Origin of the sequence: Xanthovirga aplysinae (genome assembly GCF_009711365.1) — a bacterium.
GTDB lineage: Bacteria > Bacteroidota > Bacteroidia > Cytophagales > Cyclobacteriaceae > Xanthovirga > Xanthovirga aplysinae.
This window is the reverse complement of the sequence record NZ_SMMB01001256.1, coordinates 1-15218: the sequence shown is the minus strand read 5'-3', so window position 1 is coordinate 15218 and position 15218 is coordinate 1. Positions and strand designations below refer to the sequence as shown.

14 protein-coding genes and 1 riboswitch are annotated in these 15218 nt (G+C 38.1%); of the genes, 11 read left to right on the top strand and 3 right to left on the bottom strand.

The genetic code is table 11. The features are described from left to right. Positions 1 to 165: 165 nt before the first annotated feature. Both E1171_RS19650 and msrA read right to left on the bottom strand, forming a co-directional pair. Positions 166 to 1497, bottom strand: coding sequence for a S8 family serine peptidase (locus E1171_RS19650; protein WP_155207765.1), 1332 nt, complete (start codon positions 1495 to 1497; stop codon positions 166 to 168). An 877-nt stretch (positions 1498 to 2374) separates the two neighbouring features. Beyond that, positions 2375 to 3070: a peptide-methionine (S)-S-oxide reductase MsrA gene (msrA, locus tag E1171_RS19645; protein ID WP_222931548.1), complete on the bottom strand. Its 696-nt coding sequence runs from the start codon at positions 3068 to 3070 to the stop codon at positions 2375 to 2377. Between the two features lie 277 nt (positions 3071 to 3347). On the opposite strand from msrA, the gene E1171_RS19640 reads away from it, so the two are divergent. The 11 genes from E1171_RS19640 to thiH all read left to right on the top strand — a co-directional run bounded on the left by E1171_RS19640 (position 3348) and on the right by thiH (position 12996). Further along, entirely contained in the window at positions 3348 to 3872 is a 525-nt protein-coding gene (locus E1171_RS19640) for a sigma-70 family RNA polymerase sigma factor (protein WP_155207764.1), read from the top strand. Between the two features lie 75 nt (positions 3873 to 3947). Then, on the top strand, positions 3948 to 4844 hold the full coding sequence (locus E1171_RS19635; RefSeq protein WP_222931547.1) for a PhzF family phenazine biosynthesis protein: 897 nt from the start codon (positions 3948 to 3950) through the stop codon (positions 4842 to 4844). An 80-nt stretch (positions 4845 to 4924) separates the two neighbouring features. Then, complete coding sequence (locus tag E1171_RS19630) at positions 4925 to 5593, top strand: DNA alkylation repair protein (RefSeq protein ID WP_187696544.1); 669 nt, start codon at positions 4925 to 4927, stop codon at positions 5591 to 5593. A gap of 108 nt (positions 5594 to 5701) precedes the next feature. Further along, positions 5702 to 5803: riboswitch (TPP riboswitch) on the top strand. Between the two features lie 94 nt (positions 5804 to 5897). Further along, positions 5898 to 6104 (top strand): sulfur carrier protein ThiS, encoded by a 207-nt coding sequence (thiS, locus tag E1171_RS19625; RefSeq protein WP_155207763.1) that lies wholly within the window; start codon positions 5898 to 5900, stop codon positions 6102 to 6104. Positions 6105 to 6314: 210 nt separating this feature from the next. Next, the gene (gene thiC / locus E1171_RS19620; protein WP_155207762.1) at positions 6315 to 8171 is read left to right on the top strand and encodes a phosphomethylpyrimidine synthase ThiC; all 1857 of its coding nucleotides are present in this window, start codon (positions 6315 to 6317) and stop codon (positions 8169 to 8171) included. Between the two features lie 99 nt (positions 8172 to 8270). Beyond that, positions 8271 to 8927, top strand: coding sequence for a cysteine hydrolase family protein (locus E1171_RS19615; protein WP_155207761.1), 657 nt, complete (start codon positions 8271 to 8273; stop codon positions 8925 to 8927). 127 nt (positions 8928 to 9054) lie between these two features. After that, entirely contained in the window at positions 9055 to 9684 is a 630-nt protein-coding gene (locus E1171_RS19610; protein WP_155207760.1) for a thiamine phosphate synthase, read from the top strand. Then, positions 9657 to 10499, top strand: a complete 843-nt coding sequence (locus E1171_RS19605; protein ID WP_155207759.1) for a hydroxymethylpyrimidine/phosphomethylpyrimidine kinase — start codon at positions 9657 to 9659, stop codon at positions 10497 to 10499. The genes E1171_RS19610 and E1171_RS19605 overlap by 28 nt, the downstream gene beginning before the upstream one ends. Then, positions 10489 to 11133 carry a thiamine phosphate synthase gene (locus E1171_RS19600; RefSeq protein ID WP_155207758.1) on the top strand — a complete coding sequence of 215 codons (645 nt, stop codon included), beginning with the start codon at positions 10489 to 10491 and terminating at the stop codon, positions 11131 to 11133. The genes E1171_RS19605 and E1171_RS19600 overlap by 11 nt, the downstream gene beginning before the upstream one ends. After that, positions 11111 to 11881 carry a thiazole synthase gene (locus tag E1171_RS19595; protein WP_155207757.1) on the top strand — a complete coding sequence of 257 codons (771 nt, stop codon included), beginning with the start codon at positions 11111 to 11113 and terminating at the stop codon, positions 11879 to 11881. Before E1171_RS19600 ends, E1171_RS19595 begins: the two co-directional genes overlap by 23 nt. Before the next feature lie 5 nt (positions 11882 to 11886). Further along, positions 11887 to 12996: a 2-iminoacetate synthase ThiH gene (thiH, locus tag E1171_RS19590; protein ID WP_155207756.1), complete on the top strand. Its 1110-nt coding sequence runs from the start codon at positions 11887 to 11889 to the stop codon at positions 12994 to 12996. A gap of 75 nt (positions 12997 to 13071) precedes the next feature. Here the strand turns inward: thiH and E1171_RS19585 are convergent. Beyond that, positions 13072 to 15218 (bottom strand): T9SS type A sorting domain-containing protein (locus E1171_RS19585; protein WP_155207755.1); only part of this gene is annotated, 2147 nt, incomplete at its 5' end.

Sequence of the window (15218 nt, the reverse complement as noted above, 5' to 3'; positions counted from 1 at the left end):
ATTTAGAAAGGATTTGGTTTAAAAGAAGGTGGAAAGTATATCTTTGAAAATCCCCCTAAAGGATTATTATTAGGGGGATTTTGATAAAAATACATTGGGTAATTTGTGAAATTCAAATTACTATTCAACTGTTCATGAGAATTTTTTATTCCTTCTCAGCAAAATTTATAAATGTATGATAGGATCGGCTGGAGGTGCCGGGTCATTTTTTACCGTTCCGTCCGTATGGGGATTATTGTTAGTCATTAACAATACACCTGCCACATGTGGACTTGCCATTGAGGTGCCATCTAATTGTGCAACTCGGTTGTCAGGCCACAAGGATAAAACAGCTACTCCTGGAGCAGAATATGAAATGGGGTCACCATAGTTGGAGAAACCAATTGCAAATTCATCATGAACATCCATGGCCGAAACCACATAAACATTTTCATAACTTACTCTGGCTGGAGAAAAGTTTACAGCCGGCACAGCATCGTTTCCTGCGGCAATAGCGAAAATAAGCCCTTTGTCAGCAGCGGCTTTTACAGCCAGGTCATCTCCTGTATCTCCCTCAAAATCAGGATTCACTTCACCTCCAAGACTCATGTTGACAACATCTCCAGGAGCCGCATTTTCTGCTACATAATCAATTCCGGCAATTACGTCAGAGTCATATCCGTTTCCCTGGGCATCTAAGACTTTTACTGCAACTACCGTAGCTCCTGCCGCCACGCCTGAAACCCCGATGTTATCATTCTTGGCCGCTATGGTTCCTGCTACATGGGTGCCATGCCCATTGTCATCTTGGGCAGTGGCCGGTTGTGGATTATTAATCGGTCTTCCTAAGAAATCTGTTTGGGTAATTAAATTGATACTTCTTTCTTGATCTATGTTTAGTTCAATATTTTCCAGGTCTACTCCTGTGTCTATTATCCAAACGGTTTTCCCTGTTCCATCCTGTGGTCCTCCCACTCTTTCTATTCCATAAGGAATTAATTGTTCTCCCGACACAAATCGATCAATATCGGTTTCTTCCTGATCACTAACTGGGTTACCTATTGCCTTTTCTGAGCCGTTTTTGAGCATGCTTACAATTTTTGCCTGTACAGGAACTAGAGAAATTTCTTTATCCTCCTGAATGTGGGCTACCTGAGGGTTTTGTTTCAGCCTTTCAAGTGCTTTTGCACTCAATCTTGCCGAAAAACCATAGAAGGTTTTGGTGTAGACATGCCCAACGGCCGATTCATTGTCTTGGTTCCCAACCATATTGGCAACAATTGATCTCATTTGTGCTACCCTTTCAAGGAATGCCCTTCTCCTTTTAAAGGTTGGGTTTTCTTGATCAAATTCATTCTTTTTTAAGGTAATGATGTACCTTCCAGGGGTTGAATTAAATTGACTTGCTACTGAGGCCTGATCAAGTTGATTTTGAAAATCCGATTGGCAACTGGCCATTAGCACAATGGCCAATACACTAAAGACAGTGAGTGTTTTTTTGAAAAAATTGGTCAACATAATTTTAAAAAATTTAGTGGTAAAAATTTATTTAATATAAAAGAGTAGGTTGTTTAATTGATTTAGTACTTCTGTGATGTGAAGACCTTTAACTGGTAGGCTAAAGGTTTGAAAATAAATAACTTATCGGTTCTCCTGTCAACCAAATAGCATCCAAGAAACCCAATAGGGGCAATTGATCACGGATTAATTTAAAACTTAGGGGTTATTTTTTTACAATGTGGATTTTATGATTAAGAACTCTTAAGGTATATGCACATGTATCCCCTATGGAAAAATTTGGCCCTTTGGCTTTTTTTCCTTGGAATTTGAAAGCCCTTGAAACTTTTGATCTCCTTCTGAAAATTCCAGTTAAAAAGGGGAGGCTAAAATATTCGACTTACCAAGTGCTCTGCTATATCTTTGTTCAATTAGCAAATTTAAGTGACAATATTGCTTTCACCCCTTGATAATTAGAAGGTGATCAAATGCTTTTATACCTCTGTTGATTCTTATTACATAACATATGGGGGATTGGCAAATAAATAAGGGGCGGGTAATTCCATTCCCTGAGGAGGGAATAAAAATTGTGGAATTAACGACGAATATTTATGGTCATATCCCCAGATGTATTGAAGTTGGCTAGGGCGATTCTTCATACAACAAAACAAATTTATATGTACTCATAAGTTCATTGATTTTAATGAAAAAAGAATGAGTTACTTTTCTAAGGTTGAGTTTAATGGAAATGCCAATTGGGCAAACCCTTTTGACAATTATCCTATGAAATTTTTCTTAATTCGATGATTGTAAATATAGTGGGAATTTAAATAGGAGAAATTAAAATAAAATTAGAATTCTGATTTTATGATTTGGCCTAATGAAAGAGGAGAAGGATTCAGTGAGAATCCTTGCTCTTTAATAATTCGGGAAATTTAGCTTCGAAAGCCCTTATTCGTGGTATGGAGACATTTCGGATGTAGGGATTATTGGGATGCCTTTTTTCATAATTTTGGTGATATTCCTCTGCTCGATAGAATTTTTCAAAAGGAACGACTTCCGTCACAATTTTACTTTTGTATTGGCCCGAAGCATTTAAGTCCTTGATGTAGTTTTCCGTTTGTTCTTTTTCTTTTTCATTTTGATAAAAAACAACTGAACGGTATTGAGGGCCAACATCTGGTCCTTGCCGGTTGAGGGTGGTGGGATCATGGGAACCAAAAAATACTCTCAATAATGTTTCATAACTCACTTTTTGGGGATCATAATAAACCTCTACACTTTCTGCATAGCGAGTTTTTCCAGAGCTTACCTTTTCATAAGTAGGGTTGGGGGAATCTCCTCCCGAATAACCTGAAACAGCCTCTTCTACTCCTTTTACTTCTTCAAATATGGCCTCCACACACCAAAAACAACCGCTGGCGAAATAAGCCGTTTTTAAGTTTTCTAAATTTTTTGGTTTTTCTGGAGATTGAGAATCAGAGGTGGAATTTTTTCCTTGGCAGTTACTAAGGCCAAATAATAGGAGAACAATTAGTAATGGAAAATTTTTGATATGCATAGTTGTTAAGAATTGATTTTTTATAATGTACATACATTTCTTTTAAAGGGTTTCGAAAAAGCAATTAAACTTTAATTCAAAAACTTGTCTTTTTATTTAACTTTAGTAAAAAGTTCAATTATTGGTTGATGTTAAACATGGGAAGCAGGTCGTTTTAATTTGAATTCTGTATTTTCATAATTGCGAGAAATAAATTTTCAAATATTTTAATAGGCTACTATTTCTTTCAAGGAGATTTTAGGTAGACAGCCATTCAAAAAATTGCTGGTTAAACAAATTATTAAAGGCAAGGGGGGAAACTTTTATCTTTATGAAAGATGAGATTAAGAAGATTTGGGTAGATTTAAATGAAGAGCTTTTTGACTTCATATACAATAGAGTGAAAAGTAAGGAAGTGGCAAATGATATCCTACAAGAAGTTTTTTTGAAAGTTCAATTAAGGATCCACCAGCTAAGGGAAACTTCTAAACTTACCTCTTGGGTTTACCAAATTACTAGGAACACCATAATTGATTACTATCGTAGCTTAAACAAAAAGAATATTCCCCTAGAGCATATTGATCTTCCTGAAGATGAAAATGAAAGTTTGGATTATGCGAAGCTAAATAACTGCATTAACCAAAAAATAAACCTTTTATCTTCTCAATATAAAGAAGCTATTATATTAACCTCCTTTAAAGAATATTCTCAAAAAGAGTTAGCTCAACATCTACAGATTTCCTATTCAGGAGCCAAATCCAGGGTGCAAAGGGCCAAGGATTTGTTAAAAGAGAGTATTTTAAATTGTCCTAAGGTGGAATCAGATTCAACGGGAAAAATAATTGACTACGAATAATAATTTCCTTGATTTTTTTGAGTCTTTTTTAATTGCTCTGCGTCCATCCACCAAATCGATGTTTAAATTTCAATAATGGACAATCAAAAGATGGACAAACAAAAGAAAATTCAAGTACAAATTCTTAATGCCTTTGTTGAGAAGGAGCGAGGGGGTAATCCCGCAGGAGTAGTTTTAGATGCAGATGATTTGTCAAGCAAAGACAAATTAAAAATAGCCTCCAAGGTCGGGTTATCTGAAACAGCTTTTGTTTCAAATTCGAAAAGAGCTGATTTTAAATTAGAATTCTTTACACCTAGCAAACAAATTGCACATTGTGGACATGCCACCATCGCCACATTTTCATATTTAAGTCAAATTAAAAAATTAAAAAATGTTGAAGCTTCCAAAGAAACCATTGATGGCATTAGAAAAATTAAAATGGTTGATGAATTAGCTTTTATGGAGCAAAAAGCTCCTAATTATTTAGAAATAAAGGATAGGGAGGACCTTGTTTTAGAATCTTTGGGTATAAATTCATTAGACTTAATTCCCAATGCTCCTATTCTTGGGGTAAACACGGGGAATTCTTTTTTAATAATAGGGGTAAGAAACAAAAAGATCTTGAAGGAATTGAAACCAAATTTTGAATTGATTTCAAAGGTAAGTGATGAATTGGATTTGATCGGTTATTATGCCTTTGCCTTAGATTTGGAGGATGCTACAAGAGATGCACATGCCAGGATGTTCGCTCCAAGATATGGAATTAAAGAGGAATCGGCAACGGGAATGGCCGCAGGGCCGCTTGCTGCCTATATACATGATATATTGAAAAAAAATAGGTCGCATTTTACTATTAGTCAAGGATATTTAATGCCTAATCCATCTCCTAGTTTAATAATTGTTGATCTGGAAGTCAAAGATGGCCAAATAAAAAGTTTAATGGCCGGAGGTAAGGGCTTGTTAACTAACCAAATTGAAATTAATATTTAAACTCTTGAACATAAAGAAATAGATTGTCTCGAATTGATGATCTATTTCTTAAAAATATTAGGACCGAAAAATTTAAAAGAGTGAAAGATTACATCGACACATTAACAGAAGAGTTTGCGAGAAAAGCCAATCCTGAAATTGCCATGGGGCAAAAGGCGTATATGAGAAACCAGTTTGAATTTTTTGGTATTAAAACAACTTTAAGACGGGAAATTCAAAGACCTTTTTTTGCCAAAGAATCTTTACCTCCAAAGGAAAAGGTGGAAGAAATAGTGAAAATACTTTGGAGCAAAGCAGAAAGGGAATACCAATTTTTTTCCCAGGAGTTAGCTTATAAATATAGGTCGAAACTTGAGGAGGATGATATTAAACTTTTTGAGTATATGGTGACCCATAAGTCCTGGTGGGATACGGTAGATTTTATTTCCTCTAAGTTAATGGGAGATTATTTAAAGAGATTTCCCGGACAAAGAGAAATATATGTGGAACAATGGATTGCTTCTAAAAACAAATGGTTGCAACGCTCGGCTCTTTTGTTTCAATTAAACTATAAAGAGCAATTAGACGCAGATTTTTTAGGCTATGTTATTCAATCGCTTTTAGGTTCCAATGAATTTTTTATTAACAAAGCCATTGGTTGGATATTAAGACAATATAGTCGTACAAATCCCAGCTGGGTGGTGGAATTTGCCAACAAAACCCAACTTCATAAATTAAGTCATAAAGAGGCCTTGCGATTAATAAAATAAAAGCATAGGGGAAATTCAGATGTTTGGCATTCTTGGAAGATTACAGAATTTAAAGTCTAAAATAGTTGGTAAAATTTTTTCATATTACCATATATCCTCTAACTTTGGCTCAAGCTTTAGGGGTGTTCCTGTGTAATAAACTGGAACTGAGATGATACCCTCAGACCTGATGCAGTTCGTACTGCCGTAGGGAAAAGTTAAGTGAGTTGATTTTTTATATTTTTTGTTAAAACAGCATTTTAACTCACAGGCCTTTCTGCACTACACTACCTGAAGTTTATTATTAAGTAAAAACCATTGAAAAATGCTCAACTTAATTGTAAACGATCAACCTTGTCAGTATCAAAATTCAGTTAATTTATCAAAGTTGCTGGAAGACATGAAGCTCTCCGGCAGAGGAGGTATTGCCATTGCCGTAAATGATGTGGTGATTCCAAAAGCTAATTGGGAGAATTATGTCCTAAATGATAAAGATGCTGTTATCTTGATCACCGCCACCCAGGGTGGATAAAAGTTGAGGTGCAAACTGTCTTAGTTTTAAGACTCAACTCTACATCCCTAAATAAAAAACCATTATTGGACAACGATGATAGGGAGAAATAGATATGACAGGTTTAGTTGATTATAAATTGGACTTTAACGTTTGTCTTTAATCATTAAGCTTAGGCTATTTCGAATTTGTATTTCTTAAATCACAAATATTAATTCTTTACCAACTCCTATGAAAGCAGATAAAATTCCTGCTCAGGAAGTGATCAGCAGAGATCCTTTCCCGGCTTCAAAAAAAGTATATGTCAAAGGAGAGATCCATGACATAGAAGTGGCAATGAGAGAAATTTCTCTTACCGATACCAAAGAACATTTCACAGGGAAGACAGAAAAGAACCCCTCTGTCACGGTTTACGACACTAGTGGTCCCTATACCGATCCTAAAGTTGAAATTGATGTGCACAAAGGTTTAAAGAGACTTCGGGAACAGTGGATAATGGATAGGGGGGATGTAGAAAGACTAACGGAAATCAGTTCTGATTATGGAATGGAAAGGCTTAATGATTCAAAGCTGGATGCTTTACGATTCGCTCATATTCAGAAGCCATTAAAAGCTAAACCAGGTCAAAATGTTTCCCAATTACATTATGCTCGCAAGGGAATTATTACGCCTGAAATGGAGTATATCGCTATTAGGGAAAATCAGCGGATTCAAGAGGTAAAGGAATTAGGGCAACAGCATCCGGGTAATAGTTTTGGTGCCAATACCCCTAAAGGCTTTATTACCCCTGAGTTTGTCCGAGATGAGGTAGCTGCAGGAAGAGCAGTGATTCCTTCTAATATTAACCACTCCGAATCTGAGCCAATGATTATAGGCCGAAATTTTTTGGTTAAGGTCAATGCAAATATTGGTAACTCTGCGGTAACCTCTAGTATTGAGGAAGAAGTGGAAAAAGCAGTTTGGGCTTGCCGTTGGGGTGCCGACACCATAATGGACCTTTCCACTGGAAAAAATATACACGAAACGAGGGAGTGGGTAATCAGGAACTCTCCGGTGCCGGTAGGAACGGTACCTATTTATCAGGCCCTTGAAAAAGTAAATGGAAAAGCGGAAGACCTAACTTGGGAAATATTTAGAGATACCTTAATTGAGCAAGCTGAGCAAGGAGTCGATTATTTCACTATTCATGCGGGGGTATTGTTGCGTTACGTGCCTATGACTGCAAAGAGGGTAACGGGTATTGTCTCTCGTGGAGGTTCCATTATGGCGAAATGGTGTTTGGCTCATCATAAAGAAAACTTCCTCTACACCCACTTTGAGGAAATCTGTGAGATTATGAAAGCTTATGACGTAGCATTCTCATTAGGGGACGGATTACGTCCGGGAAGTTTGGCCGATGCCAACGATGCTGCCCAGTTTGCGGAATTGGAAACCTTGGGTGAGCTTACAAAAATTGCTTGGAAGCACGATGTACAAACCATTATTGAAGGGCCTGGTCATGTTCCAATGCATATGATAAAGGAGAATATGGATAAGCAGCTTAAAGAATGTGGTGAGGCTCCTTTCTATACTTTAGGGCCATTGACCACGGACATTGCTCCAGGTTATGACCATATTACTTCCGGTATTGGAGCAGCCATGATAGGTTGGTATGGTACTGCTATGTTATGTTACGTGACGCCTAAAGAACACCTGGGACTGCCTAATAAAAAAGACGTAAAAGACGGGGTAATCACCTATAAAATTGCTGCACATGCGGCTGATCTAGCCAAAGGACACCCAGGAGCTCAATATAGAGACAATGCGCTCAGTAAAGCAAGGTTTGAATTCCGTTGGGCAGATCAATTCAATTTGTCATTAGACCCTGACACCGCCAAAGAGTTTCACGATGAAACTTTGCCTGCTGAAGGGGCAAAAGTAGCGCACTTCTGTTCCATGTGTGGTCCTAATTTCTGTTCAATGAAAATCACTCAGGAAGTACGGGATTTTGCTAAAGAAAATGGGGTAGAGGAGGAACAGGCTCTGAACTCCGGAATGGAAGAAAAAGCCAAGGAATTTTCTGAAAAGGGAGGGGAGATCTATTTGTAGTGGTTTGTAGTTCCCTACTCCAAAACATTAAATTGAATTTTTAGTCTAAAGCCAGGATTATGAAAAATGGTCTTGGCTTAGGTAAAATTCTAAAGAAATATGAAATATACAGAAGATATAATCTCTGAAGTCGTAAATGAAGCTTACCAAAATGGCGATGTCCAATTTGAAATTAAAACCGATAGGTGCGCTTTAATTGTGATTGACATGCAGGATGAGTTTGTGAAACCTGAATGGACCTCTTCTTGGATTCCGGAAGCTACTCGTCAAGTGCCAAAAATAAGGAAATTAATTGATTATTGCAGGAGTAAGGATGTTCCTGTGATCTATACCGCCTTCAAGGATACCCATTTATTTAAAGATAGGCCCAAAACAGGGGAGTTGATGCCTAATAGATATCCCCAACTTGGGAATGATCCCTCATGGTTTAAAGATGTCAAAGTCTGGCATGAATTAGCACCTCAAAAGGATGAAATTGTAATTTATAAGCCTTCCTATGGGGCTTTTTATGACACTCCTTTGGAAACAATACTTAAAAACCTGGAAAAGGATACAATTATTATTTGTGGGACCCTAACAAATTATTGCTGTGGTACCACAGCCCGTCAGGGGTATGAAAGAGGGTTTAAAGTAATCTTTGGGAGTGATGTAACCGCAACTGATAATCCTGCTATGCAGGAGCCTGAATTGCAGGTTTTAAGAAAGGGATTTGCTAAGGTTATGGATTTGGAAAAAATAATAGAAAGTTTAAGGTAAGGTTTTTACCCATAACATTTTATGAGAACTACTGTCAGTTAATTGGGTGATGGAAAAATAAGCTCTTATTAATATTGATTTTTCTCCTGGGAGGTTCTGTATAGCCAATTTACTAATTAAAATTCAGATGAAACTAAGAGTAATATCAAGTCCGGATTTTTTTGAAGAAGAGAGCCAACTGGTAAATGCTCTTTTTGACCTGGGCTTGAAATGTTTTCACCTGCGTAAACCTGAGGAAGAGAAAGAAAGTATTGTTACTTTTCTTTCCAAAATAAAGGAGGAATACAGACAGAAAATTATTATCCATGGGCATTTTCAGTTGGCCTATGATTTTAATTTGGGAGGGATTCATCTTACTGAGCTCCATAGGCGATCACTAAGTAAGAGGGAATGTGATCGATTAATTATGGAGGTCAGGGAAATGGGAAAAAAAATAGGTTCTGCCTTCCACCAAAAGGAGGCATTTCAAGAGGAATTACCGGCATTTGATTATTATTTGGTTAGCCCATTGTTTGAAAGTATTTCCAAAGTGGGCTATAAGCCTAAGGAGATTTGGGAGCCTAAATCCATAAAGCCGGAAATTAGAGCTGCTTTGGTTGGCCTTGGGGGGGTGGAATTGTCGCGAATTCCCACATGCAAAGCTTGGGGGTTTGAGGAAGTAGCGGTTTTAGGTACGATATGGCACAGGCCGGATAAAGCAATTGAAAAATTTAAAGCATTACAGAAAGCATGTCAGCAGAACAACCTTATGTATTAAGTATCGCAGGATTTGATCCCAGTGGAGGTGCGGGTTTACTGGCTGATATTAAAACTTTAGAAAATCATCAGGTGTATGGTCTAGGTGTTTGTACAGCTCTTACGGCTCAACACGAAAGTCACTTTCAAAGTGTTTATTGGACTCCTTTGGAGCAAATTTTTGAGCAGGCCGAGTTACTTTTTCAAAAATACCCCATCCAACATTGTAAGATTGGTATTGTTGAAAATTGGTCAGTGTTGAATCAATTGCTCGAGTTTTTGAATACACAAAACAGTGAATTAAAAGTCGTACTGGATCCCGTTCTGAAAGCAAGTTCAGGATTTAGTTTTCATAGTACTTTGGGATTAAAAGAATTGAATAGCATTTTAGGAAACCTTTCTTTGCTCACCCCTAATTATGAGGAATTGAAACGCATCACTCCTGATGTACCTGTAAAAGTCGGTTGTCAGCAAATTGCTGAATATTGTCCAATTTTATTAAAAGGTGGGCATAACGAAGAGGAGAAGGGAACTGACTATTTATTTCATGGAAAGGAATGTGTTCAATTGGAAGCAGATAAGGTACTGTCATATCCAAAGCATGGCTCTGGTTGTGTGTTGTCTTCTGCTATTACAGCCAATTTGGCATTAGGGGGTAATTTGCTGGAAGCGTGTCGGCAGGGTAAGCAATATACAGCTCAGTTTTTAGCTAGCAATGAAGGTTTATTGGGTTATCATAGTAATATGGTAAACCCTCAAAGAACATTGGAGAATAGAGAAGGAATATTGAAATCCCATTATCCTAGAAATACTAATTCAGACAATTATGATTGGTAAACTACAGTATATATCGCAGGAAAATGAAGCAAAAGACCATTTGGCAAACATTGAGGAAGCTTGCCAAAGTGGATGTGATTGGATTCAACTTCGGTTAAAAAGTAAAACAGAGGAGGAAGCCCGACGATTAGGGCAGCAGGCCAAAAAGATATGTGAGTTTTACGGAAGTCGCCTGATTATTAATGATCATGTCTGGCTTGCCAAAGAGATACAGGCAGAGGGGGTTCACCTGGGAAAAGAAGATATGCCACCTTCTGAAGCAAGAGACATCTTAGGAAAGGAAGTCATAATTGGAGGAACGGCCAATACTTTTGAAGATTTAGAAACATTGAGTAAGTCAGGAGTCAATTATATTGGATTGGGACCTTTTCGTTTTACTACTACTAAAGAAAAATTAAGTCCTGTATTGGGGCTTGAAGGGTACAAGGATATCATAAACCGGGCCCAGCAACAAGGAGTTGATGTGCCTGTTATTGCGATTGGTGGGATCTTAAGTGAAGATGTGGAGACTCTATTAGATGTTGGGCTGCACGGTATTGCCGTGTCCGGATTAATTACCCAGGCCAAAGACAAGTTACGGTTGGTAACAGATTTGAAGAAAAAGTTGTATCATGAAGAAATTACAAATAGCTGATAAGAGTTTTGAATCCCGTCTTTTTACGGGGACAGGAAAATTTAGTTCTGCGGGACAAATGGAGGAAGCCCTGACGGTTTCAGGCTCGGAATTGGTGACCGTAGCCCTAAAAAGGGTAGATGCCAATGATCAGAAGGACGATATCCTGAGTCATTTGAAGGCTCCTCAATTTAATTTATTGCCTAATACATCCGGCGTTAGAACGGCAAAAGAAGCCGTTTTTGCAGCCCAATTGGCAAGGGAGGCATTAGAGACAAATTGGTTGAAATTAGAAATTCATCCCGATCCAAAATATTTGTTGCCTGATCCCATTGAAAGCTTGAAAGCTGCTGAGGAATTAACCAAGCTGGGTTTTTTGGTGTTACCCTATATTCATGCTGACCCTGTGCTATGTAAGAGAATGGAGGAAGTTGGAGCTGCAGCCGTCATGCCTTTAGGCTCTCCGATTGGAAGTAATAAGGGTTTGAAAACTCTGGATTTTCTCCAAATTATAATTGAGCAATCAAATGTGCCGGTGGTGGTGGATGCCGGAATTGGAAGTCCTTCGGATGCGGCTAAAGCCATGGAAATTGGTGCTGACGCCGTGTTGGTGAACACAGCTATTGCTGTTTCTTCTGATCCTGTAAATATGGCAAAGGCTTTTAAATTAGCGGTGGAAGCGGGTAGGATGGCCTTTGAAGCCAAATTAGCCCAACCCATTAATCATGCCCAGGCAAGTAGCCCTTTTACATCTTTTTTAAATGAATAGAGCAGATGAATAGTTTTGTAGAGATCTTCGAACAACATTCTTGGGAAGAACAGAAAACTTCTATTTATGCTAAAACGAACAAAGATGTTGAGCAAGCTTTAAATAGTGAAAAACGTGGAATAGAAGAGTTTAAAGCATTGATATCTCCTGCAGCCTACTCTTATCTGGAAGATATGGCTGCTTTGAGTCATCAGCTGACCCAAAAGCGATTTGGCAAAACTATACAAATGTATGCTCCCATGTATTTGTCAAATGAATGCCAGAATATATGTACCTATTGTGGTTTTAGCCTAGACAATAAGGTACGGAGAAGAACCTTAACAAATGATGAGATTCTTCGGGAGGTAGAGGTGATCAAGGCCATGGGCTATGATCATATCCTTTTGGTTACAGGTGAAGCAAATCAAACGGTGGGGCTAAATTATTTTAAAAATGTACTAAGTCTGATTCGTCCCCATTTTTCTCATATCTCTATGGAGGTTCAGCCCCTAAATCAAGAAGATTATGAGGATTTAATTTCTTTAGGCTTAAATACGGTGCTGGTTTATCAGGAAACTTACCATAAAGAAGATTATAAAAAGCATCATCCCAAAGGAAAGAAATCCAATTTTAATTACCGTTTGGAGACCCCAGATCGATTAGGGAGAGCCAGGGTTCATAAAATCGGGCTAGGAGCCCTTTTTGGGTTAGAAGATTGGCGTACTGATAGCCTGTTTACAGCTTTGCATCTAGGTTATTTGGAGAGAAAATACTGGAAAACCAAATATTCTATTTCCTTTCCACGCCTGAGGCCATTTTCGGGAGGTTTGGAACCAAAAGTGGAAATGACTGACAGGGATTTGGTACAGTTGATTTGTGCTTACCGTTTGTTTAATGAGGAGGTGGAACTTTCCATTTCCACTCGGGAGACAGAGAATTTCCGAAATAACATCATTAAACTAGGGATAACCTCAATGAGTGCGGGATCTAAAACAAATCCTGGTGGATATGCCATAGAACCACAATCTCTAGAGCAATTTGAGATATCCGATGAGCGTACGCCAAAAGAAATAGAGGCAATGATTCAGGCTCAGGGTTATGAAGCGGTTTGGAAAGATTGGGACCGGGTTTTATAATTTTATTGGAGGGAATGACAAATGATGAATAATGAAATAATTTTTAGTTACTTCATTATTCATCATTGATAAGTTCTAATTCTTCACAAGAATTCTTCTAGTAATCGTTTTCTTTCCTGTACTCAGACTATAGACATACATACCATTTTTTAAATCTGAGGTTTTTACCTGTATAGTGTATGCTCCCGCTTCCTGAAGTAAACTTCCTGATTGCCGTACCACATTTCCGTTCATATCTACCAATTGCAATTCAAGGTCCTTTTTTTCCTGTAATAGATAGTGAATGTTGATATATTCCCTTGCTGGGTTCGGGTATCCTCCCACTAAAATTAGAGACTGTGATTCTTTTAAAGGGTTAATCCTATTATTGGGAGATGATAATGGAGCTAAAGGTATTTCTGCTTTACCCATTGCTACAGGTTCTTCTGATTCATGAATTTTAGGGGTTCCAGTATTTACATACCAGCTTTGTCCGAAAAATTCCTCTGCATCTTGTTTTTTAGTGTCCGTTACATAATACCAATCGGATTGAATTCGGATTTCATTTACGTTTAATAGCATATAGCCATGATTCGTCAAATCCGAACCCTTTATATGGGGGTTAAATAATTGTAAAAGCCAATTCAAGAAAGTCCCTGAAAGGTTCGCGAATTCATTCAAATTACCGGATGTGACACTTGGCGTAACAAATTCAACTGCCACCGCGCTTTTTCCAGTCCATGTATATTTAGTTAGGGAAGTAGGAATGTCCCCTGCAAAGGTCATATGTATGTCACCGGTTACCACCACTACATTTTCAATATCATTTTCCTCAATATGTTCAAGGAGCTGATCCCTTTCTTCTTCATATCCGTCCCATGAGTCGGTACTTGGAAATCCTTGAAAAGGCATCATCATGACTTGGTTTCCCATAATTTTCCATTTAGCAGAAGACTGTTGAAGTTCCTCTTTTAACCATTGGAATTGAGCCTTCCCTAAAATGGTGGGGTCTTCCTTTGGCCAGAAGAAAGATTGACCCTTTTGCCCCGATTTACCAGTAGTTAAAGGCTTTCTGGATTTTTGGACGAGATTTTGGAACCTTTCAAAATCTTTATCCTGATTAGGCAAAAGAATTTTTCCTGAATTGGGATGCTTCACCTGAGCCCAATTCCCAATTTTTTCTACAATAAATTCTAACTCTTGCTCTGAGATATGATCGCCACTGCTAGTGGTTTTATCTTTGCGCACATTTAAAAGTTGTGGCAAATATTTTCTAAGACCTTCTTTCAGTTCTTGCTGACCTATGGAGTTTTTCTGAGCTTTTTCTAAGGTGGAAATGAAGTTATTTTTAGCTACTTCCAGCTCCTCCGTGGCTGGCTGTTCCCCTCTACCTTCAATTCGTGTATCCAACATAATGAGGTCTACTAAATTTCCGTAGGAAATTTTACGGTAAATTTGATAATTTTCGGAATTAGGTTTACGAACGGGCATCCATTCAAAATAACTTTGCCAGGCATTTTCCTTTCTTTCATTCCATGGGCCTTCTGTACTTGGTTGATGATTTTGCGCACCATCTTTATAGGCATTGTTGGCAAATTCATGGTCGTCCCAAACGGTAATAAAAGGATGTTGTTGATGTACAGCTCTAAGGTCGGGATCCAGGCGATAGTACGAATAACGACTCCTGTAGTCTTCTAAAGTAATAATCTCATGTTCGGGTTCATGATCTCGGCTATCTCCAAATCCACCTTCTTCGTATTCATAAATGTAATCACCAAGGTGAATCACCGCATCAATATCACTTCGTTGGGCTATTTTTCTGTAGGCAGAGAAATAGCCTTCTTGATAATTCGCACAGGACACTACGGCAAAATTTAATTGATCTACATCCTCAATAGGAGCAGTTTTGGTTCTTCCGACAAGAGAATAATATCCATCTACAGAAAATTGATAGTAATATGTGGTAGAGGGCTGTAAACCATCCACATCTACTTTTATGGTATAGTCTTGGTTGATATCCGTGCTTGCTGTTCCAGATTTGACTATTTGATTGAGTTCCGGATCTAAAGCCATTACCCAATTGATGTTTAGAGCTCTTTCTTCTCCTGTAGTTACCCGGGTCCATATAATTATTCGGTCGCTTAGGGGATCCCCGGAAGCAACGCCGTGATAAAAAGGATAAAGGCTTTCATCAATGAAGCTGTTAGTCTTAGCAGATTGGTTGCTTTGTCTTTCAATCTTAA

What these genes read in the sequence shown, in the direction of transcription:
- E1171_RS19650 (WP_155207765.1), bottom strand. Translation starts at nt 1,497, where the DNA reads ATGTTGACCAATTTTTTCAAAAAAACACTCACTGTCTTTAGTGTATTG.
- msrA (WP_222931548.1), bottom strand. Translation starts at nt 3,070, where the DNA reads ATGTACATTATAAAAAATCAATTCTTAACAACTATGCATATCAAAAAT.
- E1171_RS19640 (WP_155207764.1), top strand. Translation starts at nt 3,348, where the DNA reads ATGAAAGATGAGATTAAGAAGATTTGGGTAGATTTAAATGAAGAGCTT.
- E1171_RS19635 (WP_222931547.1), top strand. Translation starts at nt 3,948, where the DNA reads ATGGACAATCAAAAGATGGACAAACAAAAGAAAATTCAAGTACAAATT.
- thiS (WP_155207763.1), top strand. Translation starts at nt 5,898, where the DNA reads ATGCTCAACTTAATTGTAAACGATCAACCTTGTCAGTATCAAAATTCA.
- thiC (WP_155207762.1), top strand. Translation starts at nt 6,315, where the DNA reads ATGAAAGCAGATAAAATTCCTGCTCAGGAAGTGATCAGCAGAGATCCT.
- E1171_RS19615 (WP_155207761.1), top strand. Translation starts at nt 8,271, where the DNA reads ATGAAATATACAGAAGATATAATCTCTGAAGTCGTAAATGAAGCTTAC.
- E1171_RS19610 (WP_155207760.1), top strand. Translation starts at nt 9,055, where the DNA reads ATGAAACTAAGAGTAATATCAAGTCCGGATTTTTTTGAAGAAGAGAGC.
- E1171_RS19605 (WP_155207759.1), top strand. Translation starts at nt 9,657, where the DNA reads ATGTCAGCAGAACAACCTTATGTATTAAGTATCGCAGGATTTGATCCC.
- E1171_RS19600 (WP_155207758.1), top strand. Translation starts at nt 10,489, where the DNA reads ATGATTGGTAAACTACAGTATATATCGCAGGAAAATGAAGCAAAAGAC.
- E1171_RS19595 (WP_155207757.1), top strand. Translation starts at nt 11,111, where the DNA reads ATGAAGAAATTACAAATAGCTGATAAGAGTTTTGAATCCCGTCTTTTT.
- thiH (WP_155207756.1), top strand. Translation starts at nt 11,887, where the DNA reads ATGAATAGTTTTGTAGAGATCTTCGAACAACATTCTTGGGAAGAACAG.